This window comes from Brevundimonas huaxiensis (assembly GCF_014218725.1).
Classification (GTDB): Bacteria; Pseudomonadota; Alphaproteobacteria; order Caulobacterales; family Caulobacteraceae; genus Brevundimonas; species Brevundimonas huaxiensis.
Genome location: NZ_JABBJE010000007.1, coordinates 12,921 through 39,579, shown reverse-complemented (window position 1 = coordinate 39,579; position 26,659 = coordinate 12,921). Strand labels below are relative to the sequence as shown.

General features: G+C 66.8%; 21 protein-coding genes. 10 read left to right on the top strand and 11 right to left on the bottom strand.

What is annotated here, in order from left to right:
- Window positions 1-3: 3 nt before the first annotated feature.
- From HF680_RS12790 to glyS, 4 genes are all read left to right on the top strand, one after another.
- On the top strand, window positions 4-882 hold the full coding sequence (locus HF680_RS12790) for a 4-(cytidine 5'-diphospho)-2-C-methyl-D-erythritol kinase (protein WP_185225322.1): 879 nt from the start codon (window positions 4-6) through the stop codon (window positions 880-882).
- A gap of 203 nt (window positions 883-1,085) precedes the next feature.
- Entirely contained in the window at window positions 1,086-1,979 is an 894-nt protein-coding gene (locus tag HF680_RS12785; protein WP_185225321.1) for a fasciclin domain-containing protein, read from the top strand.
- Between the two features lie 99 nt (window positions 1,980-2,078).
- Window positions 2,079-2,972, top strand: coding sequence for a glycine--tRNA ligase subunit alpha (locus HF680_RS12780; RefSeq protein WP_039244438.1), 894 nt, complete (start codon window positions 2,079-2,081; stop codon window positions 2,970-2,972).
- Entirely contained in the window at window positions 2,972-5,041 is a 2,070-nt protein-coding gene (gene glyS / locus HF680_RS12775; RefSeq protein ID WP_185225319.1) for a glycine--tRNA ligase subunit beta, read from the top strand. The genes HF680_RS12780 and glyS overlap by 1 nt, the downstream gene beginning before the upstream one ends.
- Before the next feature lie 157 nt (window positions 5,042-5,198).
- On the opposite strand, the gene HF680_RS12770 is transcribed toward glyS, so the two are convergent.
- Entirely contained in the window at window positions 5,199-5,552 is a 354-nt protein-coding gene (locus HF680_RS12770) for an endonuclease domain-containing protein (protein WP_276568693.1), read from the bottom strand.
- Window positions 5,553-5,748: 196 nt separating this feature from the next.
- Here HF680_RS12770 and ppdK point away from each other — a divergent pair, with 196 nt between their 5' ends.
- Window positions 5,749-8,430 (top strand): pyruvate, phosphate dikinase, encoded by a 2,682-nt coding sequence (ppdK, locus tag HF680_RS12765; RefSeq protein ID WP_185225318.1) that lies wholly within the window; start codon window positions 5,749-5,751, stop codon window positions 8,428-8,430.
- Window positions 8,431-8,662: 232 nt separating this feature from the next.
- A complete protein-coding gene (locus HF680_RS12760) occupies window positions 8,663-9,190 on the top strand; it encodes a porin family protein (protein ID WP_039244441.1) in 528 nt (175 codons plus the stop codon).
- A gap of 72 nt (window positions 9,191-9,262) precedes the next feature.
- Here the strand turns inward: HF680_RS12760 and HF680_RS12755 are convergent, their stop codons facing one another.
- Window positions 9,263-9,523: a hypothetical protein gene (locus tag HF680_RS12755; protein ID WP_105625219.1), complete on the bottom strand. Its 261-nt coding sequence runs from the start codon at window positions 9,521-9,523 to the stop codon at window positions 9,263-9,265.
- A 145-nt stretch (window positions 9,524-9,668) separates the two neighbouring features.
- Between HF680_RS12755 and HF680_RS12750 the strand changes: the two genes are divergently transcribed.
- Both HF680_RS12750 and HF680_RS12745 read left to right on the top strand, forming a co-directional pair.
- Window positions 9,669-10,874 (top strand): M48 family metallopeptidase, encoded by a 1,206-nt coding sequence (locus HF680_RS12750; protein WP_185225317.1) that lies wholly within the window; start codon window positions 9,669-9,671, stop codon window positions 10,872-10,874.
- A gap of 41 nt (window positions 10,875-10,915) precedes the next feature.
- Window positions 10,916-11,377, top strand: coding sequence for a DoxX family protein (locus HF680_RS12745; protein WP_185225316.1), 462 nt, complete (start codon window positions 10,916-10,918; stop codon window positions 11,375-11,377).
- Between the two features lie 4 nt (window positions 11,378-11,381).
- Here the strand turns inward: HF680_RS12745 and HF680_RS12740 are convergent, their stop codons facing one another.
- The 5 genes from HF680_RS12740 to HF680_RS12720 form a co-directional block, all read right to left on the bottom strand.
- Window positions 11,382-12,536 (bottom strand): beta-ketoacyl-ACP synthase III, encoded by a 1,155-nt coding sequence (locus HF680_RS12740; protein ID WP_185225315.1) that lies wholly within the window; start codon window positions 12,534-12,536, stop codon window positions 11,382-11,384.
- Window positions 12,537-12,610: 74 nt separating this feature from the next.
- Window positions 12,611-14,665 (bottom strand): capsular polysaccharide biosynthesis protein, encoded by a 2,055-nt coding sequence (locus HF680_RS12735; RefSeq protein ID WP_205196273.1) that lies wholly within the window; start codon window positions 14,663-14,665, stop codon window positions 12,611-12,613.
- 52 nt (window positions 14,666-14,717) lie between these two features.
- On the bottom strand, window positions 14,718-15,554 hold the full coding sequence (locus HF680_RS12730) for an HpcH/HpaI aldolase/citrate lyase family protein (protein ID WP_185225314.1): 837 nt from the start codon (window positions 15,552-15,554) through the stop codon (window positions 14,718-14,720).
- Complete coding sequence (locus HF680_RS12725) at window positions 15,554-16,231, bottom strand: SDR family NAD(P)-dependent oxidoreductase (protein ID WP_185225313.1); 678 nt, start codon at window positions 16,229-16,231, stop codon at window positions 15,554-15,556. Before HF680_RS12725 ends, HF680_RS12730 begins: the two co-directional genes overlap by 1 nt.
- Window positions 16,232-16,291: 60 nt before the next feature.
- The gene (locus tag HF680_RS12720) at window positions 16,292-16,789 is read right to left on the bottom strand and encodes a GAF domain-containing protein (RefSeq protein ID WP_055753342.1); all 498 of its coding nucleotides are present in this window, start codon (window positions 16,787-16,789) and stop codon (window positions 16,292-16,294) included.
- A gap of 143 nt (window positions 16,790-16,932) precedes the next feature.
- On the opposite strand from HF680_RS12720, the gene HF680_RS12715 reads away from it, so the two are divergent.
- Together HF680_RS12715 and HF680_RS12710 are read left to right on the top strand one after the other, a co-directional pair.
- Window positions 16,933-17,430 (top strand): hypothetical protein, encoded by a 498-nt coding sequence (locus tag HF680_RS12715; RefSeq protein ID WP_185225312.1) that lies wholly within the window; start codon window positions 16,933-16,935, stop codon window positions 17,428-17,430.
- Window positions 17,431-17,637: 207 nt separating this feature from the next.
- Window positions 17,638-20,937, top strand: coding sequence for a S8 family serine peptidase (locus HF680_RS12710; protein ID WP_045809601.1), 3,300 nt, complete (start codon window positions 17,638-17,640; stop codon window positions 20,935-20,937).
- Between the two features lie 62 nt (window positions 20,938-20,999).
- On the opposite strand, the gene HF680_RS12705 is transcribed toward HF680_RS12710, so the two are convergent.
- From HF680_RS12705 to HF680_RS12690, 4 genes are all read right to left on the bottom strand, one after another.
- Window positions 21,000-21,677 (bottom strand): hypothetical protein, encoded by a 678-nt coding sequence (locus HF680_RS12705; RefSeq protein ID WP_185225311.1) that lies wholly within the window; start codon window positions 21,675-21,677, stop codon window positions 21,000-21,002.
- A gap of 271 nt (window positions 21,678-21,948) precedes the next feature.
- Window positions 21,949-23,073, bottom strand: a complete 1,125-nt coding sequence (locus HF680_RS12700) for an osmoprotectant NAGGN system M42 family peptidase (RefSeq protein WP_185225310.1) — start codon at window positions 23,071-23,073, stop codon at window positions 21,949-21,951.
- A gap of 10 nt (window positions 23,074-23,083) precedes the next feature.
- On the bottom strand, window positions 23,084-24,853 hold the full coding sequence (gene ngg, locus HF680_RS12695; RefSeq protein WP_185225309.1) for an N-acetylglutaminylglutamine synthetase: 1,770 nt from the start codon (window positions 24,851-24,853) through the stop codon (window positions 23,084-23,086).
- Window positions 24,843-26,618, bottom strand: coding sequence for an N-acetylglutaminylglutamine amidotransferase (locus HF680_RS12690; RefSeq protein ID WP_045809605.1), 1,776 nt, complete (start codon window positions 26,616-26,618; stop codon window positions 24,843-24,845). The genes ngg and HF680_RS12690 overlap by 11 nt, the downstream gene beginning before the upstream one ends.
- Window positions 26,619-26,659 lie beyond the last annotated feature (41 nt).

Sequence of the window (26,659 nt, the reverse complement as noted above, 5' to 3'; positions counted from 1 at the left end):
GTCATGCCCGCCCTGACCGCCCTGGCGCCGGCCAAGATCAATCTGTTCCTGCACGTCGGGGCGGTGGACGCTGACGGCTATCATCCGCTGTCCAGCCTGGTCGCGTTCGCCGATGTCGGAGATCGCGTGTCGGTCGAGCCGGCGGATCGTCTGTCGCTGACGGTCGCCGGGCCTTTCGGCGCCAGGCTGGGCGCGACGGGCGACAACCTGATCCTGCGCGCGCTGCGTCGATTGGGCGAGGCCTGCGGCGTCGCGGAGCCGAAGCTCAAGGTCACGCTGGACAAGCGCCTGCCCATTGCGGCCGGGCTGGGCGGCGGATCGTCCGATGCGGGCGCGGCGCTGAAGCTGGCGCGCGACGTCCTGGCGCTCGATCTCGACGACGCCGCGCTGGAGACGGTCGCGGGCGTCGTCGGCGCGGACGGGCCGATGTGTCTGCGCACGCGCACGGCCTGGGCCGAGGGAAGGGGAGACGTGCTGACCGACGAACCCCGCCTGCCGCCGCTGCCGGCCGTGCTGTTCAACCCTGGCGTCCCCTCGCCGACCGGAGCCGTCTACCGGGCCTACGACGCAGGGCTGGTGCGAGCGGCCGACAGACCCGCGCCGCCCCGGGACTGGTCGATCGGCGCCGTCATCGACTGGCTGTCGGCCCAGCGCAACGATCTTGAAGCGCCTGCGCTGGCCCTGACGCCGGCGATCGGCGCGGCCCTGTCGGTGGTGGCCGCGACCGACCAGATCGCCCTGACGCGAATGTCCGGCTCAGGCGCGACTTTGTTCGGTTTGTATCCCAGCGACGACGCGGCCCGATCCGCTGCGCACGCCTTGTCTACTGCACATCCCGAGGCCTGGGTCAAAGCAACAAGGCTGTCCGTACAGCAACGCTGAAGCTTTGTGGCCGAATACCGGCGATCAGGTTGCGAAACCGGCGATTTCGCCCTGGTCTCGCCCAGATCATCACAAACGTTACGCATTGTTTCGAAATCTCGGAACCAGATCACGGCGTTCTGATTTGAGTCGGCAGTTCCGATGTCTGGAACGGGTCGCTGTCTCCCCCGTGGCGATCCTCAAACAGGAAAAAGGAAATCGCCATGCTTCGTGCAAAACTGCTTGCCGCCACCGCCGTCGTCAGCCTGATGGCCGCCCCCGCATTCGCTCAGGACATGACCGCCCCGGCCACCACGACGACGCCCGCCCCGGCGACCATGCCGCAAACCGATCCGGCCATGCCGCAGACGCCGGCCCCGACGGCTGAGGCCGCCGCCGCCACGACCACGACTGCCGAGGCCACCACGCCGGTGGCTGGCGAAACCGTTGTCGACAAGCTGAAGGCCAGCGGTCAGTTCACCACCCTGCTGGCCGCGCTGGACGCCGCCCAGCTGACCGACACCCTGGCCAGCCGCCCGGCCATCTCGATCTTCGCCCCGACCGACGCCGCCTTCGCCGCCGTGCCGGAGGCCGAGCGTACCCGTCTGATGGACCCGGCCAACGCCGCCGAACTGCGCCAACTGCTGCTGTATCACGTGATCGTGGCCGACGTGACGCCCGACCAGATCATGGGCAAGAAGGGCGGCGTAGAGACGGCCGCCGAGAGCCAGGTCCTGCTGGACGGCACGGGTTCGGCCATCAAGGCTGACGGCGCGACCGTCGTCAGCGCGGAACTGGATGCCTCGAACGGCGCCATCTTCCCGATCGACAAGGTCCTGAACCCGGCGAATTCCATGGCCGCCATGGGCGATGAAGAGGCCGCCGCGCCCGCCGAGGCCGCTCCGGCCGCCGAGGCGACCCCGGCTGCTGAAGCGACCCCGGCTCCGACGGCGCCGAACGGTCAGCCCGCCGCGATGACGACGACCACGTCCTCGTCGCCGGTCGTCAACCCGACCGATGGTACCGATGGTCAGGTCGATACTCCTGCCACCCCGCCGGTCGATGCGGCTGATCCCGCCGCCGACGGCGCGGCCGAAGCCAAGCCGACCCCGAACTGATCAGGGTCATCCACGCGCTCGCTCGGTAGCGTGTTGAAGCGGAAGGCGGCGGGCCCTATGGTCCGCCGTCTTTTTTGCAGCCCTCCCCACGAGCCCGATTTGACCACCTCGACCGAGCCGCTCGCGTTTCAGGACCTGATCCTGACGCTCCACCGCTATTGGGGCGAGCAGGGCTGCGCCATCCTGCAGCCCTATGACATCGAGGTCGGGGCCGGCACGCTGCACCCCGCCACCGTCCTGCGCGCGCTCGGCTCCAAGCCGTGGAAGGCCGCCTATGTCCAGCCCAGCCGCCGCCCCGGCGACGGCCGCTATGGCGAAAACCCCAACCGCCTCCAACACTATTACCAATACCAGGTTCTGCTCAAACCGAACCCGGCTGACCTTCAGGAGCTGTATCTCGGCTCGCTGGCGGCGATTGGCATCGACCCGAAACTGCACGACATCCGCTTCGTCGAGGACGACTGGGAAAACCCCACCGTCGGCGCCTGGGGCCTGGGCTGGGAGGTCTGGTGCGACGGGATGGAGGTGACGCAGTTCACCTATTTCCAGGGCGTCGGCGGCATCGAGGTCGATGTGGTGTCGGGCGAGCTGACCTACGGGCTGGAGCGTCTGGCCATGTATGTGCAGGGCGTGGACAACGTCTATGATCTGAAGTTCACCAAGGAGGGGCTGACCTATGGCGAGGTCTTCCTGGAGAACGAGCGGCAACAGTCGGAAGCCAACTTCCACGGCTATGACGTCGACGGTTTGAAGCGGCGGTTCGAGGACATGGTGGGCGAGGTCCAGCGCCTGCTGGACATGCGCGGGCCGCAGGATCAGCCGCTGGTCCTGCCCGCCTACGATCAGGTGCTGAAAGCCAGCCACCTGTTCAACCTCATGGACGCCCGCGGCGCCATCGCCGTCGCCGAACGCCAGAGCTACATCGGCCGCATCCGCGAACTCTGCAAAGCCTGCGCCCTCGCCTATGTCGAACAAGAGCGGAAAACCGCCTGATGCCCCAACTTCTTCTCGAAATCTTCTCCGAAGAAATCCCCGCCCGGATGCAGCAGGGCGCCGCGCGCGACCTGGAGCGGATGATCTCCGACCGGTTGAAGGCCGCCGGCCTGACGTGGGAGGCGCTGACGACCTATGCCGGTCCGCGCCGTCTGACCCTGGTCATCGACGGCTTGCCCACGGCCACGCCGGACCGCGAGGAAGAGGTCAAGGGGCCGCGCGCCTCCGCCCCGGAACAGGCGCTGGAAGGCTTTCTGCGCAAGACCGGCCTGACACGCGATCAACTGACCGAGCGCGACGGCGTCCTGTTCGCCGTCCTGTCGTCCAAGGGCCGCGCCACGACCGATCTGGTCGCCGAGGCGGTCGATCAGGTCGTCCGCACCTTCCCCTGGCCCAAATCGATGCGCTGGGGTTCCGGAACCCTGCGCTGGGTGCGTCCGATCAAGCGCATCCTCTGCCTGTTCGACGGCAACGTAGTCCCGTTCGAGATCGACGGGATTCAGAGCGACGCGATCACCGAGGGGCACCGCTTCCTCGGCTCGGGCGAGCTGCTGCGCGTCAGCGACTTCGTCGACTATCGCACCCAACTGGAAAAGAACTTCGTCCTGCTGGACGTCGCCGATCGCAAGCTGCGGATTCTGGAACAGGCCAAGGCCGCCTGCGCCGCACGCGGCCTGGCCCTGGTCGACGACGACGGCCTGCTGGACGAGGTGGCGGGTCTGGCCGAATGGCCGACCCCGATCCTGGGCGACATGGACCCGCAGTTCCTGGCCCTGCCGCCCGAGGTCGTGCGCCTGTCGATGAAGGTGCACCAGAAGTATTTCGCCGTCCGCGATCCGTCCAAGGATGGCCTGGCTCCCAACTTCCTGGTCGTCGCCAATGTCGAGGCGACCGACGGCGGCAAGGCCCTGGCCGCCGGCAACAGCCGCGTCCTGTCCGCCCGCCTGAACGACGCCCGCTTCTTCTGGGACGAGGACCAGAAGGTCGGCTTCGACGCCTGGAACGCCAAACTGTCTGGCGTCACCTTCCACGCCAAATTGGGCACCCTGGCCGAGCGCGTCGAGCGCATCGCCGCCCTGGCGCGCGAAATCGCGCCGCTGGTCGGCGCCGACGCCGACGAGGCCGAAACCGCCGCCCGCCTGTCCAAGGCCGACCTCGTGTCAGGCATGGTCAGCGAATTCCCGGAACTGCAGGGGATCATGGGCGGCTATTACGCCCGTCTCGCCGGCCATTCCGACGCGATCGCCGACGCCGTGCGCGACCACTACAAACCGCAGGGCCCCGCCGACACGGTCCCGACCGCGCCCGTCACGGTCGCCGTCGCCCTGGCCGACAAGCTGGACACCCTGGTCGGCTTCTTCGCCATCGACGAAAAGCCTACGGGGTCGAAGGACCCGTTCGCCCTGCGCAGAGCAGCGCTGGGTGTGATCCGGTTGGTGCTGGAGAATGGGGTGCGGGTGTCGCTCGACCGTCTCTTTGATCTTTCGAAACCTGGCGCTGATCCGTGGGGTTTCGTTTGGCCAGGGTTTGAGCTGATCCGCTTCCTTGTTGATCGCTTGAAGGTGATCTTGCGAGACAGCGGAGCCAGACACGATTTGGTCGACGCTGTTATCGAGACACGCAAAGGCAGCGAAGGCTTAGTAGACGACGACCTCGTCCGCATCGTGCGTCGGGTTGAGGCGCTGGCCGCCTTCCTCGCCACGGATGACGGGGCCAATTTGCTGGCCGGCTTTAAGCGCGCCTCCAACATCCTGCGCGCCGAGGAGAAGAAGGGCCCGCTGCCGACCGGCATGGTCCAGACCGGCCTGCCGAACCAGCCCGAGGCCGAGACCACCCTGGCCTTCGCCGTTGGCGCCGCCCGCACCGCCGTCGAGGCCGCGCTGGAGGCCGAGGACTTCGCCGCCGCCATGACGGCCCTGGCGCGCCTGCGTGCGCCCGTGGACCGCTTCTTCGAAGACGTTCTGGTCAACTCCGACATCCCCGCCGAACGCGAAAACCGCCTGAAGCTGCTGGGCCAGGTCCGCGACGTCATGGGCCAGGTCGCCGACTTCGGGCAGATCGCGGGGTAGGGGCCGCATCGTCTCCTCCCCACTTGTGGGGAGGGGGACCGCGTAGCGGTGGAGGGGCTCCTGACGTCACACGGCTGCGACACGGTGAAGAACCCCTCCGTCACGGCGCAAGCGCGCCGCGCCACCTCCCCATTTCATGGGGAGGAGACAGGGTGTTTCAGCCTTGGATTCGGTCTCTCCGCCTGTCGGCGATGAAAGCGACCACGTCACCCAGGTCCGTTCGCACCTGTTCGGCTGAGACGCGGATGACCGCAATGCCCTGGGTCGCAAGCCAGCGCGTGCGCCGGGCGTCGTGTTCGCCTCGGCCTTCATGGCTTTCGCCATCCACCTCGACGGCGAGCATCGCCTCGGCGCAATAGAAGTCGAGCACATAGACACCCGCCGGATGCTGACGGCGAAATTTCAGCCCACCCAGCGCGCGGCGGCGCAGGTGGACCCACAGTCGGGCCTCGGGCGGAGTCATTGCGCGGCGCAGGATGCGGGCGCGCGAGACGGAGCCTTCGTGCGTCAAGAGCCCCTCGGTCTCTCCGCTGCGCTACGAGCCCCCTCCCCATGAAATGGGGAGGAGACGCAGGCGTCAAGGAAACCGCGCATCCGCTCACGCATTGTTACATCCGCAATGGTCAAGGCCGCTCTCACGCGCTAGATCATGCTGCATGTGCGAGCGGGGCCAACCCGCCGGACGATCCGAAAAGCTCAGGGATTGCATGATGACTCAGTGGGTGTACGGCTTCGGCGGAGGCTCCGCCGACGGCGACGCGTCGATGAAGAACCTTCTTGGCGGCAAGGGCGCCAATCTGGCGGAAATGTCGTCGCTGGGTCTGCCGGTTCCTCCGGGCTTCACCGTCACCACCGAGGTCTGCACCCACTATTACGCCAACAACGAGACCTATCCGGCCGATCTGGACGCCCAGGTCCAGGCCGCCTTGGCCAAGGTCGAGGGCGTGGTCGGCAAGACCTTCGGCGATGTCGATAACCCGCTGCTGGTGTCGGTGCGGTCGGGCGCGCGGGCGTCCATGCCGGGCATGATGGACACGGTGCTGAACCTGGGCCTGAACGACCAGACGGTCGAGGGTCTGGCCAAGCTGTCGGGCGACCGTCGCTTCGCCTTCGATAGCTATCGCCGCTTCATCACCATGTATTCCAACGTCGTGCTGGGCCTCAGCCACGACGATTTCGAAGAGGTGCTGGACCAGCACAAGGATCGCCTGGGCGTCACGGTCGACACCGACCTAACCGCCGCCGACTGGGAGAAGGTGGTCGCCGACTACAAGGCCGTGGTCGAGCGTGAACTGGGTCACGCCTTCCCGCAGGATCCCAAGGACCAGCTGTGGGGCGCCGTGGGCGCCGTGTTCGAAAGCTGGATGAACGACCGGGCGAAATTCTATCGCCGGATGCACGACATTCCCGAAAGCTGGGGCACGGCCGTCAACGTCCAGTCGATGGTGTTCGGCAATATGGGCGAGACGTCGGCGACCGGCGTGGCCTTCACCCGCAACCCCTCGACCGGCGAGGCGCGCCTGTACGGCGAGTTCCTAATCAACGCCCAGGGCGAGGACGTGGTCGCCGGCATCCGCACGCCGCAGTCCCTGACCAAGATCGGCCGCGAGGAGATGGGCGAGACCGCCCCCTCGATGGAAGAGGCCATGCCTGAGGTGTTCGCCCAGTTCGTCGACGTCGTCGGCAAGCTGGAAAGCCACTACCGCGACATGCAGGACATCGAGTTCACGGTCGAACAGGGCCGCCTATGGATGCTGCAGACGCGCAACGGCAAACGCACGGCCAAGTCGGCGTTGAAGGTCGCCGTGGACCTCGCCGCCGAGGGCGTGATCTCTGAGGAAGAGGCCATCAGCCGGGTCGAGCCGTCGGCGCTGGACCAGCTGCTGCACCCGACGCTGGACCCCGATGCGGCGCGCACCGTCGTCGCCGCCGGCCTGCCGGCCTCGCCCGGCGCTGCGACCGGCAAGATCGTCTTCGACGCCGACGAGGCCGAGCGCATGTCGGGTCTGGGCGAAGCGGTCATCCTGGTGCGCGAAGAGACCAGCCCCGAAGACATCCACGGCATGCATGCGGCGCGCGGCATCGTCACCGCCCGCGGCGGCATGACCAGCCACGCCGCCGTCGTGGCGCGCGGCATGGGCCGGGCCTGCGTCTCCGGCGCCGGCGAGATCCACATCGACGAGGCCAAGGGCGTGTTCACCGCGCGCGGCCGCACCTTCAAGGCCGGCGAGGTCATCACCATCGACGGCTCCAAGGGCGAGGTGCTGGACGGGGCCGTGCCGATGATCGAGCCCGAACTGACCGGCGACTTCCAGACCCTGATGGGCTGGGCCGACAAGGTGCGCCGCCTGAAGGTCCGCGCCAACGCCGAGACCCCGCTGGACGCCAAGACCGCGCGCGGCTTCGGCGCAGAGGGCATCGGCCTGTGCCGCACCGAGCATATGTTCTTCGACGACACCCGGATCGCCGCCGTGCGCGAGATGATCCTGGCCGACGACGAGAAGGGCCGTCGTGCAGCGCTGGCCAAGATCGCGCCGTTCCAGAAGTCGGACTTCGTCGAACTGTTCGAGATCATGGCCGGACTGCCGGTGACAGTGCGCTTGCTGGACCCGCCGCTGCACGAGTTCATTCCCCACACCGAGGAAGATATCGACGCCCTGGCCGCCTCGTCGGGCATTGACGCCGAAAAGCTGAAGCGCCGCGCCAAGGAACTGCACGAGACCAACCCGATGCTGGGCCACCGCGGCTGCCGCCTGGGCGTCGCCTATCCCGAAATCTACGAGATGCAGGTCCGCGCCATCATCGAGGCGGCGCTGGAGGTCAAGCAGAAGTCGGGCGCCGCGCCCCTGCCGGAGATCATGCACCCGCTGGTCGCCCTGGGCCTGGAGATGAAATATCTGCGCGAGCTGACCGACCGCACGGCCAAGGCGGTGTTCGAGGAGACGGGCCAGAGCCTCGACTATCTAGTCGGCACGATGATCGAACTGCCCCGCGCCGCCATCCGTGCAGGCGACCTGGCCGAATACGCCCAGTTCTTCAGCTTCGGCACCAACGATCTGACCCAGACGACGTTCGGCATTTCGCGCGACGATTCCGGCCGGTTCCTGCAGGCCTATCTGGACAAGGGCATCTTCGAGACCGACCCCTTCGTGCGGTTGGACCAGGACGGCGTGGGCGGCCTGATCGAGATCGCCGCTGAGCGCGGGCGCAAGGTCCGGCCCGAGGTCAAGCTGGGCATCTGCGGCGAGCATGGCGGCGACCCGTCCTCGATCGCCTTCTGCGAACAGGCCGGTCTGGATTACGTCTCCTGCTCGCCCTATCGCGTGCCGATCGCCCGTCTGGCGGCGGCCCAAGCCGCGCTGAACGTGGAGCGCGAGAAGGACCGCTAGGCCTTCTCTGCAGGACGAACCCAAGAAGGGCGGTCTCGGTCGAGGCCGCCCTTTATGCTGCGGCGCCACAAAGTCGCCGATCTTGACGGAACGCTGTATGTGTCCCGGCGTCCACAGGCATTCGTCGTGTTTTCGCGCCTCTGGAACAGATGAGGCGCTGACCTATTTAAGCACTCGCTGGATGGGGCTGATGATCGGCTCGGTCATCACATCTAGGAGTTAATAAGAAACAATGCGTAACATTCTTCTCGCTGCTGTCGCCGTTTCCGCAATCGCCGCTCCGGCCTTTGCTCAAACCAATCCTGAGCCGCGTGGTTACGGCTCGTTGGGCTACACTCATCTTGAAGGCGACAATGCAACGACGGGCGCCGTCACCGGTCGTCTCGGCGTCAACCTCAACCGTTACATCGCTGTGGAAACCGAAGCCTCGGTCGGCGTGAAGCATGACGACTTCACCGTCGCGGGCGTCGATGGCGAGATCAAACACGAGTGGGACGCCGCCGGTTACGTGGTCGGCAAGGTGCCGGTCTCTGACAAGCTGGAACTGTTCGCACGCGGCGGCTACGGCCACACCGAGCTGAAGCAGAAGTTCCCCGGCGCCAACACCGACGTGGGCGGTGACAGCTGGAACTACGGCGCCGGCGCCAACTACTACCTGGACGGCGTCAACGGCGTGCGCGCCGACTGGACCCGTCGCGACTACCGCGACAACGGTGGTGAAGCCGACGCCTATTCGGTCAGCTACATCCGTCGCTTCTGATCGGATCGATCAGTCCTAACAACGAAGGCGCGCTCCGCGAGGAGCGCGCCTTTTTCGTTCAGGATAGGGAAATCAGCCGAAGTCGCCGGCCAGGGCCCAGCGCTGCGAGCCTTCGCCGAACGGGCGGACGAACCAGTCGCGATAGTATTCGAAGGTCTCGATGATCTTCTGGCGAAGATCGGGCGGATTGACCGCCTCGCCGCGCTGGCGCTTCATCGCCGCCACGCAATCGACCACCATGTTCTGATGCGCCGAGCCACCCATGCTCTTCAACACGGTGGCGATATCATGAGCCAAGCTTTCCAGGACCTGCTTGGGCGTCTTGTGAGCCATCTGGGACATCCCCTGTTCTCGACAGGAGAATGGGTGACAAAAAGTCGTGAAAGATTCAAGCGTGGCCGGGCGAGAATCATCATGGATGCGAATTAACCTGACATAACGCGGGTCGCGCGGTTTGGTTCTCGCAAGGGAGAAAACCATGACGAATTTCGAGCCGGCGGCCGCGACGGCCCAGTGGCTGGCGACCTTGTCGCCCCAGGAAACGGCCTGGGCCATCGCCTATACCCAAGGTTCGCACTGGCTGATCCTGTGGAGTTTCCTGGTCTCGGCCCTGGTCGCCTGGATCATCGTGCGCACTGGTCTGCTGGTCGCGATCCGCAGCCGGATCGAGCGTCGCCGTCGTCGGCCGATCCTGGCCAGTTTCGTCGTCGCCGCGGTCTATTCAGCCATGAGTTGGGCGCTGACGCTGCCGTGGTCGATCTATCAGGGCTGGTGGCGAGAAAAACAGTATGGGCTGACCAGACAGGCCCTGGGCGGCTGGCTGGGCGAGGCCGTGATCGGCGCAGCCATCTCGGTCGTGGCGACCTCGCTGCTGCTGGTGGCGATCTATGCCCTGATCCGGCGGGCGCGTCGGTTCTGGTGGGCCTGGGCGGCCGGCGTGACGGCGGCCTTCATCGTCATCGGCCTGGTGCTCGCGCCCCTGGTGATCGAGCCGATCTTCAACACCTATACGCCCGCGCCGAACGGGCCGGTGCGCGACGCCGTGGTGACCCTGGCCAAACAGACCGGCACGCCGTCGGACAAGATCTTCATCTACGACGGCTCCAAACAGTCCGACCGCTACACCGCCAATGTCTCGGGCCTTTTCGGCACGGCGCGGGTGGCGATGAGCGACACCATGTTCAAACAGGGCGCGGATCTGGCCGAGGTGCGCGGCGTGGTCGGCCACGAGATGGGCCACTATGTCCGGGCGCACATTCTCTGGACCGTCGGCATTCTGGTCCTGTTGTCGGTGCTGGCCTTCTGGCTGACCGACCGGCTGTATCCCGTGGCGCATCGTCTTTTGAGGGCGGATCGCGTGGGCGACATCTCCGACCCTGCGGGCTTGCCGGTCCTGGCCTTGGTATTGGCCTTCCTGGGCGTGCTGGGCACGCCGGTCTTCGCCACCATGACCCGCACGATGGAGGAGGACGCCGACCACTTCTCGCTGGTTCACGCCAATGAACCGGACGGTCTGTCCAAGGCCCTGATCAAGACCGCCGAATACCGCGCCCCGTCGCCGTCGGCGATCGAAGAGTTCCTGTTCTACGATCACCCCAGCGTGGAGAACCGCATCCGCCGCGCCATGGAATGGAAGGCGACGCATCCCGCCCAAGCCGCAGCAGGGCAACCGACGCGTCGCTAGGGCATTGAAGGCTTCGCCATTCCAAGCGGAGCCTTCGCCCCATGAACGACCTTTATCGCGGCCTCGGCCTGGGCGTTCCGGCCCTGATGGACATCGCGCCCCTGATCGCGCGGGTCGTGGTCGGGGGAATGTTCTTCCTGTCCGGCTTCTACAAGCTCTTCACCCCGGCCCAGGCCGAGAAGATGCAGAAGACGATGGTCAAAGCCGGCATCGCCGCCCCTCGCCAGACCGCCAAGTTCGTGTCCGTGTGCGAGTTCGCCTTCGGCGCCCTGCTGATCATGGGTCTGTTCACCAGCTTCGCGGCCCTGGTGCTGCTGATTATCAGCCTGGTCGCCCTGGTGACCGTGGCGTCAAAGTCGGTGGAGGGGACCAGCCTCGGCTATCGCCTCTCCAGCTATTTCGATCTGCCCGAGACCCTGCTGATGGTCATTCTGATCTGGCTGATCGCCAATGGACCGGGGCTGTGGAGCCTGGACTTCGTCCTGTTCCTGCCCCGGCTTTAGGGCTTCAGGCGGCGCGCTTCCTGACGAACACCGTCCCGGCCGAATAGCCGGCGCCGAAGCTGCAGATCAACCCCGTATCGCCCGCCTCGAACCCGTCGTTGTGCAGGTGGAAGGCGATGATTGACCCGGCCGAGGAGGTGTTGGCGTATTCGTCCAGGATGATGACGTTCTCATCCGCCGAGGGTTCGCGACCCAGCACCTTCTTGCCGATCATCGTGTTCATGTTGATGTTGGCCTGGTGCAGCCACAGCCGCTTTAGCTCATGCGGATCCAGGCCCAGTTCGCCGGCGTGATCCACGATCATGTCCGACACCATCGGCACCACGTCGCGGAAAACCTTGCGGCCCTGCTGGATGAACAGCTTGTCGTTCTGGACGCTGTCGTCGGCCTCGGGGCTGTCCAGATGCGCGGTGTCGCGCGCGTTTCGGTTCAAGAAGCCGAAGTTGTTGCGGATGTTGTTCGAGAAGGTCGTCTTCAGCCGCGTGCCCAGCACGTCCCAGCCGCCGGGTCCCGCCGTATCCGACGACTCCACGATCACCGCGGTGGCCACGTCGCCGAAGATGAAATGGCTGTCGCGATCGGTGAAGTTCAGGTGGGCCGAGCAGACCTCCGGATTGACCATCAGCACCGCCTTGACCGAGCCGCCGGCGATGAAGTCCGCCGCCGTCTTGATGCCGAAGGTCGCCGAGCTGCACGCCACATTCATGTCGAAGGCGAAGCCCTCGATGCCCAGGGCCTGCTGAACCTCGATGGCCATGGCCGGATAGGCGCGCTGCATGTTTGATGCGGCGCACAGGACGGCGCCGATTTCCGAGGCCGGCTTGCCCCACGCCTCGATCGCCTGACGCGCCGCCTTGACCGCCATCTCGGCCAGGATCGAGATTTCGTCGTTGGAGCGTTCGGCCAGGTTCGGGGCCATCCGCTCGGGGTCGATGATCCCGGCCTTGTCCAGCACGAACCGGCTCTTGATGCCCGACGCCTTCTCGATGAACTCGGGCGAGGAGTGCGACTTGGCCTCCAGTTCGCCGGCCTCGATCTGGGCGGCGTGGCGCGCGTTCCAGCCGTCGGCCCAGGTGTTGTAGCTGTCGACCAGTTCGGCGTTGGAGACCGATTGTTCGGGGGTGAAGAGGCCGGTTGAGGCGATGACGGCGTGGGTCACTTTGGTTTTTGTTCCTATCGCTCGGCCCTTGAAGCCTCGCTGCTTGAGGACAGTCCGTTTCCTATCAGAACGCGTCAATAGGACGGCGGCGGCCTGCGGTCGAGACTGGCGATGATCCCGGCGGCCCAGCGCTGCACCTGGCCGCGCGGCGCCTTGGGCGTGGGCTGGTCGCGCGCGGCGATCAGCCGGTCCACCAGATCCTCGGCCTCGCAGGGCCAGCCCTCGGGCGTGACATACAGGGGATAGGCGATCAATGCGGCGTGGACCAGGTGATCGACGCCGGCGCGGCGGCTGCGGCGCTCAAACGTCAGCCGGTCATCGGTCAGTCCCCATCCGGCATAGAAGGGCCGGCCATAGACCGACACCGCCTTGCCCCGCATCAGGGCCTCGAAGCCCGTCAGGGAGGTCAGGGTCGCCACCCGGCGACAGGCGTTCAGACAGTCGACGATATCCAGCCCGTCGCCCACGGCGTCGACCGAGGCCATGGCCCCGGCGTCCAGCCGCCCCGGCCGGTTGCCCGCCAGCACGTCGGGGTGATTGCGATAGACCAGAAAAGCGTCGGGATGATCGCGCCGCGCCGCCTCTACCAGGGCCGAGTTGGTGTTCAGATCCGGCGCACAGCCCAGCAGGATCGACTTGTCGTTCTCGACCTGGCCGACGACCAGCAGGATGTCGCGATCAACGGGCCAGTCCGTCGGCGCCTGACCCCTCAGATTGTATTTCGACAGGCCGGCATCGACCACGCGCGTCCGCAGGGCGGCGGCCCGCGCCAACTGCATCGGCGACAGGTCCGAGGTCTCGATCAGCGTCTCCAGCCGCGAGGACCGCGACGGATCGTAATAGACGCCCTGATCGTCCAGGGCGACCGACAGGGCGCCGACGAAATCGGACCCCAGGCCCCGCGAACGGATGAAGCCGTCCTCCATCCGCACGGTCGGACCGTCGAAATCGGCCGCCGCCTGACGCGTCGCCTCGCTCTCCTTGCCCGCCCACCAGATCAGCCGGCCGTTGGTCGCGGTCGCATGGGCGGCGGCGCGCGACGGCGACATGAAATAGCGCATCGACGCCTTGGGCGAATTCAGAAGGCGGCGCACCGGCGGGCGTTTGGCCGGCGCGAACCCCACCGCCGACCACGAACCCGCCAGTCGGTCGGCCCGGTCGCGCAGGGCGATCAACCGCTCCAGCGCCTGTTCGGCCTCGCACCGTTCGCCCGTCACCGGATCGACATAGCGGCTGTAGGCGATCAGGGCGGTCGCCGCGACCTGTTCGATCGACCGCGAGACGCCGCGCCGTCCCGTCTGGACCGCATCGGTCGTCAGACCCCAGCCGGAATAGAAGGGCGCCCCGAAACACCGCACCGGCAGGCCGCGCAACAGCGCCTCGAACCCCAGGGCCGAGGTGACGCAATAGACCGCATCCACCGCCGCCAGCAGTTCGGCCGGCCTCACATCCGTATCGACCAGGGTGACGCCCCTCAGGTCCGTCACGCAGCCGCGCTTCCGACCCGCCGCCACGGCCGGATGGCGTTTGACGATCAACTGGGCGTCCGGTTCGTCGCGCCGGGCGGCGGCGATCATGTCGTCAAAGCTCTGAGCCGTGGCGAGCCCACAGGCGATGGAGGCGTCGCCGAACGTCTGGTCCACAATCAGCACGCGCCGACCGGGCTTCAGCAGGCCCGGATCCAGCGGCCCGCCCATATTGGTCTTGGACACGCCCGACGCCACGATCCGGTCGATCAGTCCTCGCGCCCGCGCCGTCAGGGCCGCGTCGCACCAGTCGCCGGCCGTCTGGATCAGATGCTCCAGCCGGCTCGGCCGCGTCGCATCGTAATAGACGCCCAGATCGTCGACGATCAGGCTCAGGCTCGTCGCCCCCGCCTCGCCGATCCCGACCGAGCGTAGGAAGCCGTCCTCCAGCGCCACATAGGGCCGCCCGGTCTTCTCGGCCCACTGTCGCCCCGCCGCCGCCGTCGGCTTCATCCCCCAGCCCAGCACGGCCTGAACTTCGTCCCCCGGCAGGCGACGCAGGTCGTAGTCGGCCAGAAACACGTCGAGGAAAGGCACCTTCAGCACGCCGGGCGCACAGACCCAGGCCGGAATTTTCGAAGGCGTGTCGGAGGGTAGGGGCAAGGCGGGTCCGCTGTGGTTCGCCGCGAGCTTTACGGCGGTTGCATCGACGCGACTAGGCCCGATCCGCCCGCGCCAGCAAGGCCTTGGCCTGCTCCAGATGCAGCCGTTCGACCATCGCCCCGTTCACGCGGATCGCGCCTCGCCGCTCGGCGTCTGGGGCGTCGAAGGCGGCGATGATCGCTTGCGCATCAGCGATTTCGGCTTCGGACGGCGAGAAGGCGGCGTTGGCGGTCGCGATCTGCGACGGGTGGATCAGGCTCTTGCCGTCGAACCCATACAGTCGCCCCTGCAATGCCTCGGCCGCCAGGCCTTCGGCATCCTCGATCCGGTTGAACACCCCGTCGATGGCCAGCAAGCCATTGGCGCGCGCGGCGGCGACCAGCATGGCCAGCCACGGCTTGAACGGCTCGCGATCCGGCGACGCCCTTGTCCCCAGCGCCTTGGCCAGGTCGTTGACCCCCAGCATCAGCCCGTCCAGCGCCCCGTCCGCCGTCGCGATATCGGCTAGGGCCATCAAGGCGCGCGGCGTTTCGATCATGGCCCACAGGGCGCAACCCTTGGCCAGGCCGGCGGACAGGGCGTGCACGGCCTCGGGTGTCTCCACCTTGGGCGCGACGACCAGCGTGGCCCCCGCCGCCTTCATCGCCGTCAGGTCGTCCAGCCCCCAGTCGGTGTCCAGCCCATTGATCCGCACGCCCAGGCGCGGCCCGAACCCGCCACCCCGAACCGCCGCGACGGCGGCGTCACGCGCGTCGGCCTTGGCCTCGGGCGCCACAGCGTCTTCCAGATCCAGCACGGCGACATCGCAATCCAGCGTCCGCGCCTTCTCGATCGCCCGCGCATTGGAGGCGGGCAGATAAAGGACGCTGCGGACCCGGTCGTTGCGCATCAAACGCGGCCCGTCACGGGCACCAGGGCGCCGGTCATGGCCCGGCTTTCGGGCGAGGCCAGGAACAGGATCACCGCGGCCAGATCGGCCGGCGCGACCCAGGCCGCCGGGTCGGCGTCGGGCATGTCCTTGCGGTTCGTCGGCGTGTCGATGATCGACGGCAGGACGGCGTTGACCGTCACCTTTGTCGTCTTCAACTCCTCCGCCAACGCCTGGGTCAGGGCGTGGACCCCGGCCTTGGCCGCCCCATAGGCCCCCATGCCGGCCCCGGCCTTCAACGCGGCGGCCGAGCCGACGTTGACGATCCGACCCTCGGGCGAGGCCTTCAGCGCATCCAGCGCCGCGCGGCTGGCGTTGACGGCGGTCGCGACGTTCAGCGCGTGCATCCGGTCCCACGCCGGTTCCGCATCGTCGGTCGTCTGCCAGACGAAGCCGCCGGCGATGTTCAGCAGGGCGTCCAGCCGTCCGAACCGCGCGATCACGGCGTCGACGGCCTTCTGCGCCTGGCCGGCGTCCGTCAGGTCGACCCCGCCGACCTCCAGTACGCCTTCAGGGACGGCATGGCCCGAGGCGTGGTCGATCACCGCGACCTGCCAACCGGCTTTCAGCGCCGCCTCCAGCACCGCCCGGCCTAGGACGCCGTGTCCGCCCGTGATTGCGATTGTTCGCTGCGTCATCCGATCCTCCATGTCGCCGGGGACCATAGAGCCGGCTGCGGCCGGATCAACCGGCCCCGATCAAGCGTCGGCGAACACCTTCGCCATCAACCGCTCCAGCGCCTCCTGATCGTCCGTATCGAAGGCGGCCGGCGTCGTCGCATCCACGTCGAACACCGCGATCAGCGCGCCCGAGGCGTCGCGCACGGGCACCACGATCTCGCTGGCCGAACGGCTGTCGCAGGCGATGTGGCCGGGGAAGGCGTGCACGTCCTCGACCAGCTGCGTCTGGCCCGTCGCCGCCGCCGCCCCGCACACTCCGCGCCCGAACGCGATACGCAGGCACCCCAGCGTGCCCTGGTAGGGCCCGACCACCAGTTCGTCCGCCTTGTCCGGCGCGACGACATAGAAGCCGGTCCAGAAATAGTGCTCGAACGCATCGGCCAGCATTGACGCCACCGTCGCCATTCGCGCCGTCACATTCGGCTCGCCGTCCAGCACGGCCAGGACTTCCGCCTCGACCTCCAGATAGCGCGCCGCCTTGTCGGCGGGACGATCGTTGCGGGCGACATAGGCCATGGAAAACCTCCGGAGCGGGACAGGCTGGCGATATAGGCGAGCGGCCGGCCGAAGGGGAGGGGCGCCGTCATTCGCCGCCGCTTGGCCGGGAACGCTTGCATGCGCCCCCGTGTTGGCGCTGGGAGACAACGACGGAGGCTCGCGTGACATCCGCCCCTTCACGATCGCTCAGCCTGATCGCCGCCCTGATGCTGTCGGCCGCCGCGGCCGCCTGCGGTCAGGACGCCGGCGCGCCTGGGCCCGCTGACGCGACGCAGACCCTCGCGCCGTCCGCGCCAGAGCCGATGGCGCCGCCTCCGGAACCGGCGAAGGCCGGCGCAAGCCCCGCCGCTTCGTCATCAGAACCCACGACCCCCACGGCCTCGCGCAAGTCCTGTTATCTTTCGGTCGATGGCAAGGTTCTGCTCGACGAGCCGTGCCTCGTCTATCCGTTCGGCGACGGCGGCTATACGATGAACGCCTGGTCCGAGGGCAAGCCCAAGAACTCCCATTTCGCCGTCGTCGTCCTGATGGCCGACGGCACGGCCGACGCCACCTGGAACGCCGACCCCGACGACGACAAGGCCGGCGATCGCTTGGGGACCGTGCGCCTAGACGGCGACTGCTGGATCAACGACCGCGCGCGCATCTGCGTGCGGTAATCACGCGCCACGCCACCTGCCAAAGGCGCGCACGGCGCCTCAAGCTTGAGCGCAAGAGATTGGTTTATCCCAAACAATCCGGCTGGGACGAAACGTCCCAAGGCTAAAATGTGGTTGACGACAACGCGAAACACCTTCGATTTGTGCGTCGGAGTTGCGTCGCGGGGGCGCAGTAGAGTCGTCGGCCGCAGGCCGCAGGGGTAGGTTTTGAGTTTCAGTTTTAAGGGCGGTCTGCTGGCCGCAGCGGCGGGCGTCGCGATCATGGTGGGCACGACGGCGGCGGCGCAGACCGCTCCGGCGCCCACGGCCCCGGCCGGCGGCTTCTACATGGCCAACGGCACGCGCACGACGAACTATCAGACGGCCATCGCGTCCTGGCGCGCGGACAGCCAGTTCGCGGTCGATTATTCCAAGGGCTTCCTGGGGCTGGAACACGCCTACGCCATGGGCCTGAGCGGGCGCGGACAGACCGTGGGGGTCAATGACGCCGGCGTTTACATGGCCCACCCCCTGTTCGGATCGGCCGGCAAAGTGACAGGCCTGCGCAGCCAGGCGGTCGCCGGCTATGGCAACGACGGCATGATCAATCCGCGTCGCCAGTGGGAAGGTCACGGCACCCACGTGTCCGGCACCATCGCCGGCGATCGCGTGGCGGGCCAGCCGATGTTCGGCAACGCCTTCAACGCCAAGCTTTACGCCGCCACCGCCAACTTCTCGGCCGGCGACTTCCTTTGGTACAAGGACGCGATAATCGACGGAAAGATCGTCGCCACCCAGAACCAGAACATCGTCGACCTGGCCAATACCGGCCAGGTGCGCATCATCAACAACAGCTGGGGCAGCGGCAACTCCCTGCCGTTCAACGCCTCGCTGCCGACCGTGCTGGCGTCGTTCAATCGCAACTACGGCGACTTCTACAAACCGGTTTTGGACAAGGACGTTCTGGTCGTCTTCTCGGCCGGCAACGGCTATGGCGTCCACGCCGGGATCGATGCGGCCGCACCGCTGAATGATCCGCGCCTGCGCTCCAACTGGCTGTCGGTCGCCAACTATTCCAGCTTCACCGCCGCCGACCCCTCGACCAGCTTCTGCGGTCAGACGGCGACCTGGTGCGTCGCTGGACCGGGTTCGGCCGTCGTCTCGTCGGTGCCCGCTTATACGATGGACCGGGCGGGCATCCTGGCCCTCTATCCGCGCGCCAACTACGCCAGCCTGTATTCCGCAACTACGGTTACCGCCCTTCAAACCGCGTCGGTGAACCAGTTCATCGGCGTTCTAAACGCCTATTTGGCCGCTCGCGCCGCTGGTGGCCCGACCTACAATGAAGACGCATGGCGCCGCGAAGTCGGACGTCAGGCGGCTGCCATCACCTTGGTTTCGGGGGCGCGGCTGGGTGATCCGGACGGCTTCACCTCCGTTCTGGCAGGGCTACTGACCTCGACCAACAACATGGCGCTGCTGACCCCGGCCTTCTCGGGCGCGGTTTTGCAGTACGCCAATGACGAGCTTCAGCGCGTGCTGAACCAGTACATCAAATATACGGGCGGCGGTTATGCGGCCTACACCGGCACGTCGATGGCGGCGCCAAACATCTCGGGCTTCGCGGCCCTGCTGATGGAAAACTTCCCCGAATATTCGACGGCGCTGATCTCGGACATTCTGGTGTCCAGCTCCAAGGATCTGGACGCGCCGGGTGTCGATCTGCGCTCGGGGTGGGGCGCGCCGCAGATGGACGTGGCCCTTCGCGGACCGACGGCGTTGCGCGACACCCGCGACGTCACCGTCGCCGTGGGCACAGTCGATATCTGGAGCAACAACATCGGCGATGCGCGCGACCGCTATTCGGCCGAGGTCAAGGCCAACTTCGGCAATGACATCGGCGGTCTGGTCAAGAAGGGCGGCGGTCAGCTGATCATGACGGGCGCCAACGACTACAGCGGCCCGACCCGGGTCGAGGGCGGCCTTCTGACGGTCAACGGCAGCCTGCTGCGATCCAGCGCCACCGTCGGCGGCGTCGGCATGATCGGCGGCACCGGTCGTCTGGCGAACCTGACAGCGGAAAGCGGCGGCGTGGTGTCGCCCGGCGACGGCGTCAATCCGTTCGGAACCCTGACGGTCGCCGGCAACCTGAATTTCAAGCCGGGCTCCTTCCTGTGGATCCGCTCCAGCGTGAACGGCGCGGCCTATTCTCGCCTGAACGTGGGCGGCACGACCAAGATCGACGGCGGCCAGGTCATCCTGAAGGCCGACAATGGTGAATGGAATCTGCGCACGCGGATGAACATCATCAACTCGACAGGCGCGGTGACGGGCACGTTCAGCGGCGCCCAGAGCGATCTGGCCTTCCTGGCCCCGGTGCTGACCTATTCGACCAACGGCGTGGTCCTGACGGTCCGGCGCAACGATGTGACCGTGGCTTCGCTGGGTCGGACGGACAACCAGCAGTCGGTCGGCGGCGCGCTTGACGTCATGATCAACAACACCGCGACCGGGACCAACCACGATCTGTCGCTTGAAAACGCCCTGCTGGACGCCAGCGTGCCTGCGGTTCAGGGCGCGCTCAGCGGCCTGACGGGCGAGGTCCACGCCACCCTGGGCGGCCTGGCCGTTTCGGACACCCGCGTCATCCGCGACGCCATGTCCGAGCGCGGACGCAGCCAGGGCGCGGCCACCTACGTCGGCAACGGCGTGTCGGTCTGGGGCAGCGGCGTCTTCGGCAACGGCCAGGGCTCGGCGCGTGACGGCCTCGCGGGCTTCCGCAACGAAGCCTCCGGCTATCTGGTCGGGGCCGAAAAGGCGCTGGCGAACGACGTCCATGTCGGCGTGGCGCTGGGTGAAACCCGCTCGGAACTGCGCTCGCCGCGTCTCAGCTCGACCGGCCGGGTCACCAGCGAGCAGATCGGCGTGTATGGCGGCGCCGGCGTCGGCGACTTCCAGATCCGCGTCGGCGGATCGTGGGCCAGCGCCGATGTCCGCACGGATCGCACGGCCCAACTGAACGCCTTCACCAACGCCCTGGTCGGCGACTACGACGGCGACGTCTGGCAGGCCTATGGCGAGGTGGCGTGGAGCCGCGCTGTCGGCGGCACGATGTTCGAGCCCTACGCCGGCTACAGCCACGTCGAATACGACGCCGACGTTGTTGAGACGGGCGGCGACGCCGCGCTGTCGGGCAATGTGAAGCAAAAGGCCGATCTGTTGACCGCCGGCTTCCGCACCCGCACCGTGCTGGCGGGCGGCGAGGGGCGTGCGCGTCTGTCGGCCGTGACCCACCTGGCCTACACCCATGACCTGAACGGCGACGGGCCGGTCTTCGACGCCGCCTTCGCCGACGGCCCGCGCTTCCTGATCGACGGAGCCAATCCTGGCGACGACGTCATCTCGGGCGGTCTGGGCTTCAACATCCAGGCGACCGAACGCACCGCGATCGAGCTGGGCTATACCGGCCTGTATAAGGACGAGTATCGCGACAACCGCATCTATGGTCGGTTCAGCGTCAAGTTCTGATCTGAAGTCAGGATAAGACGGCGGCGGCCCCGATCTTCGATCGGGGCCGTTGTTGTTTGCGCCTAGTTGGTCTGGGCGGACAGGGCGTCGTTGTCCTGGGTGAACGGTCGATCCCGCTCGGCCGTGCGGTTTTCGATCCAGACACCCCGGTGCCCCGTCACCCGCTCGACCGCCTCCACCGCGCTGCGAATAAAGACGGCCGGGCTTTCCGCTTCATTGGAGCGTCGAACGGGTATCGCCGGATCGCCCTCCAGCAGGGTCGAGGCATAGACGTTCAACTGATGCCCCCGGCGCCGTCCATCGCGATACGGAAACAGGCACAGGGTGTAGTGCTGCTCGATCCGCGCCTGCACACGCTGAACCGCCTCCGCGCGCCAGCTCGCGCTCGTGCACATCACCGTTCGCGGCGCGCTCAACCAACCGGCGGGGGCGCGTGTCGCCGGCCCTTGCAAGCCAAAGGCGCTCTGCGCTGTCGGATCGACCAGGGTGAAGCGGCCAGCCGACCGCGGCGCATCGGCCATGTTTAGCTGACGATAGGTCGCTTGCATCGGCAGACGATCGAGATGGCGCTGCAGGGCTTGCGCGATTTCACGACCGCTGCGCGACGTCTGGAAATCCACGATCGCATAGGCTTGATCTATGCTTTGCCGATCCGTCCGCACGGACTGAGCCGCAGCGCAGGACGCCTGACCCAGCGCAATCAGCGCCACAAGCGCCGCAGACCGTCGAGAGATCGCCATAGGCCATCACGTTCACGACCGACTGATCTGTCAAGGCGTGCCTCGATATGGGTTTCGGGACCACTTGAAACCGGATCGAGCGCTGAACGAATTTGCACAGACTTTCTGCGACCAAAACTCCGCTGATCACCGGACAATGCCTCAACCGGTTTTGGATCTGGGTCGGCTGTAGTGCGGCGCGGCGCCAAGAGAGGGAACGACTCGAAGGCTGCCTCAGTCTGACATGCATTGGCTGAGTTTAGGCGGCTAGGCGAATGCGATCCCCTACGCGCTAACCCACCTCGTCGCCGACAGGCTGGTGGGTGAAGCCCTTTGTCCCGCTCAAGGACTTGGCGTCACGGCTGATTTCGACGTCGCTTTCGGCATAGGCGATCAGCAGGCGCGACAGGTCTTCCAGCGCGCTTTCGTGAATGCGTTCATAGCCGTGGCTGGCGTCGATGCCGAAGGTGACCAGGGCGGTCCGGATGTCGGCGCCGGCTTCCAGAGCCGAAGCCGAGTCCGAGCGATAGTATCGGAAGACGTCCTTCTGGTGCGGGATGTCGTGGTCGCGGGCCAGTTGAACCAATTTGCGTGACAGGTGCCAGTCGAAGGGGCCGGTCTGGTCGGCCATGGCGATGGTGACGCCGAACTCCGACGAGTTCTGGCCAGGTGCGGTCGTGCCGTTGTCGACCGTCACCATGGCGGCGACATCCGGGATCAGCACGGACGAGGCGCCCAGCCCGACCTCCTCGGCGATCGTGAACAGCCACCAGGTATCGACCGTCGGCGTGCGATCTTCGCGGATCATGCATTCCAGCGCGGCCAAAAGGGTGGCGACGCCCGCCTTGTCGTCCAGATGGCGCGAGACGACGAAGCCGGTATCGATGAACTCGGGCTGCGGATCGATGGCGACGATGTCGCCGACATCCACGCCCAGGGCCAGGGTGTCTTCGCGGCCGTGGGTCACGGCGTCGATGCGCAGTTCGACCTGGGCCCAGTTCACCGGCTGGGTGTCGACCTCTTCGTTGAAAGTATGGCCCGACGCCTTCAACGGCAGGATGGTGCCGCGATAGGCGCCGCCCTCGGAGAAGATCGTCGCCCGCGCGCCCTCGGCGAAACGCGACGACCAGTGACCGATCGCGACCAGTTCCAGTCGGCCGTTCGCCTTCACCTGTTTGACCTGCGCGCCCAGGGTGTCGACGTGGGCGACGATGGCGCGCGCCGGTTTTGGCGTCCGGCCCGGCAGGCGTGCGCGAAGGGCGCCGCGGCGGGTCATCTCATAGTCGAGGCCCAGCCGCTCGAGTTCTCGGCACAAGTGCCAGACGGCCTCGTCCGTATAGCCGGTCGGGCTGGGGGTGTTCAGCAGGTCGGCCAAGCGGGCCTTCAGGTAGTCGAGGTCTATCGCGGGGCGGGCCAAGGGGCCTCCTTCAGGCTTCGGGTCGCGAAAATGTCCGCGCAGCGGCCGGTGCGGACAGTGGAAAGAGCAGATCCACGAAACGCTCGGCAGTCGGTTGGGGTTCGTGGTTGGCCAGGCCGGGGCGCTCATTGGCTTCGATGAAGGCGTAGTCGGGTTCGCGCGGCGACTTCACCATCAGATCGATGCCGGTGACCGGAATGTCGATGGCGCGCGCGGCGGCGACGGCGGCGCGGATCAGGGCGGGATGCACCTCATCCGTCACATCATGGATGGTGCCGCCCAGGTGCAGGTTGGCCGCCTTGCGCACCAAGATCTCGGCCCCTTCCGCCGCCACGTCGTCGAGACGATAGCCGGCCTCGGCCAGGGTGCGTTCGGTCTCGGCGTCGATCGGGATGGTGGATTCCCCACCGGTGGCGGCGGCGCGACGACGACTTTGGTGTTCGACGAGGGCGCGCAAGGTCGAGCGGCCGTCGCCGAAGACGCGCGGCGGACGACGCAGGGCGCAGGCGACGACCTTGTAGTCGATCACCACCAGCCGAAGGTCCTCGCCCTGAACCTGTTCCTCGACCAGAACCTCGGAACAGATGCGGCGCGCCCGAACCAGAGCCGTCTGGACCTCGCTCATCGTCGTCAGGCCGACCGCGACGCCTTGCCCCTGTTCGCCGCGCGCCGGTTTGACGACCAGGGCGCCGAACTTGCTCAGCGCTGCATCGATGGCCGACGGGCTTTCGGGATCGATCCTCTCGGGAACGCGCACGCCGGCCGCCTCGACGATGCGTCGCGTCATCCGCTTGTCGTCGCAGATGCTGAGCGCGACGGCAGAGGTCAACTCCGACAGACTTTCGCGACATCGGACCGAGCGGCCGCCCCAGTTCAGGCGAAACAGCCCGCCCTCACCGTCGATGATCTCGGTATGGATGCCGCGCCGACGCGCCTCGTCGACGATGATCCGGGCATAGGGGTTCAGGTCGTGGTCGTCGGTCGGGCCGACGAATAGGGCCTCGTTGATCGGGTTCTTGCGTTTGACCCCGAAGAAGGAGACGCGACGGAAACCCAGCTTTTCGTACAGGGCGATGGCCTGTTCGTTGTCGTGCATGACCGACAGGTCCATGTGCGCCAGACCTTGGGTTTTGAAGTGCTCGGCCAGACGCCGAACCAGGGCTTCGCCGACGCCCGGTTGGGTCGCCTGGGGATCGACCGCCAGGCACCATAGCGAAGCCCCGCATTCCGGATCCTGAAAGGCGCGGGCGTGGTTGACGCCCGTCACGGTGCCGATCACAGCCCCCGTCACAGTGTCCTCGGCGACGAAATAGGTCAGGGTCCGGTCGTCCCGATGCGACCAGAAGAAGTCTGGCGGAACCGGCACCATCTTGCGCTTGGCGTAGATGTCGTTGACCGCCTGCGCATCCGTTTCCGACGTCAGACGACGCACGGTGAAGCCTCGGGGCTGGCGTCGGCTGTTGCGATAGGTCGCCAACTCTAGCCGATAGGTGTGCGACGGATCCAGGAACAACTCCTGCGGCGCCGAGGCTAGCAGGACGTGCGGATTGCGAACGTAGAAGGCGATGTCGCGCCGGTCCGGCCCTTCGGCGCGCAGGGCCTCGACCAATGGCTCGGCCGTCTCGAAGGTCTGGGCGAACAACAGTCGGCCCCAGCCGCAGTCCAGCACGGCATCCGGGGTCGGTCCGTCGCCCGACTGCACCGGGGGCTTCAGGCCCTCGTGCCGCAGACGTTTCAGCCGATGCGCCTTTGATCGCTTGGGGCGGATATCAGACGCCATGCTGCTGCATCCACATTTCCAGGACGGCGACCTGCCAGAGTTCGGAGCCGCGAAGGGGTGTGATGTGCTCGGTGGGATTGGCGAACAGGGTGTCCAGATAGCCCCAGTCGAACAGGCCGCGGTCGCGCGCCGCCTGATTGGTCAGGGCCTCGCGCACCATCTCCAGATATGGACCCAGGATGTATTTCAGCGCGGGCACGGGGAAATAGCCCTTCTTGCGGTCAATGACCTCGGAGGGGATCACCAGACGCGCCGCCTCTTTCAGCACGCCCTTGCCGCCTTGCGCCAGCTTGTGCTCGGGCGGGATGCGGCCCGCCAGTTCGACCAGTTCGTGGTCGAGGAAGGGCACGCGCGCCTCCAGGCCCCAGGCCATGGTCATGTTGTCGACCCGCTTCACCGGGTCGTCGACCAGCATCACCTGGCTGTCCAGACGCAGGGCCTGGTCGACCGGCGTCGCTGCGCGGCCTCGCGCAAAATGGGCCTCGACCAAAGCGCGGCTGACGTCGGTGTCGGCCATATAGGCGCCGTTCAACTGGGTCTTCAGCGTGTCGTGACTGCGGTCGAAGAAGGCCTTGGCGTAGGTTCCGACCGGATCGGTCGCGCCCAGCATCGGCGGATACCAGTGATAACCGGCGAACACCTCGTCCGCGCCCTGTCCCGACTGCACCACCTTGATGTGTTTGGAAACTTCCTGGCTCAGCAGGTAGAAGCCGACATTGTCGTAGGAGACCATCGGTTCCGACATGGCGCCGATGGCGCCCGGCAGGGCCTCCATCAGCCGCTGGTGCGGCACGAAGATCTGGTGATGCTTGGTCCCGTGATGTTTGGCGATCAGATCGGAATAGACGAACTCGTCGCCCTTCTCGCCATTGGCCTCTTCGAAACCGACCGAGAAGGTCATCAGGCCCTTCTGACCCAGTTCGGCCAGCAGACCGACAATCAGGCTGGAATCCACCCCGCCTGACAACAGCACGCCCACCGGCACGTCGGCGACCATGCGGCGCTTCACCGCTTCGCGCACACCGTCGAGGACCCGGTCGCGCCAATCCTCGGCCGTCAGGGCCGCATCCTCGGGATGGCGGGTCATGTCGGGCTGCCAGTAGAGGCGGTCCTTGGCCCGTCCATCCGCCTCGATCACGCGTATGGTCGCCGGCGGGAACTTCTTGACACCCTTCAGGATGGTGTGCGGCGGCGGCACGACCGCGTGGAAGGTCATGTAGTGGTGAAGGCCGACGGGATCGATGGTCTTGTCGATATCGCCCGCCGCCAGCAGGGCCGGCAGGGTTGAGGCAAACCGCAGACGCTTGCCGTGTTCGGCCAGATACAGCGGCTTGATGCCGAAGCGGTCGCGGGCGATCACGGTGCGGCCGGTGTCGCGCTCATGCAGCACGAAGGCGAACATGCCCTTGAACCGCTCGACGCAGGCTTCGCCCCACGCCTTCCAGGCCTTGATGATGACCTCGGTGTCGCCGTGCGAGAAGAAGCGGAAACCCATCCCCTGCAGTTCTTCGCGCAGTTCGGGATAGTTGTAGATGCAGCCGTTGAACGCCAGGGTCACGCCCAGGTCGGCGTCCACCATCGGCTGCTGCGCCTTCTCCGACAGGTCGATGATCTTCAGGCGTCGGTGACCCAGCCCCACCGGGCCGCGCACAACAATGCCCAAGCCATCCGGTCCACGGGGCGAGAGCGCATCGGTCATGCGTTGAACGGCGTCGGCATCGGCCGGTCGTCCGTCGAAATTGATCTCGCCGCTAAGACCGCACATGGATCCTCCTTGAATTGTGGAAGCAGCGGGTACAAATGGTT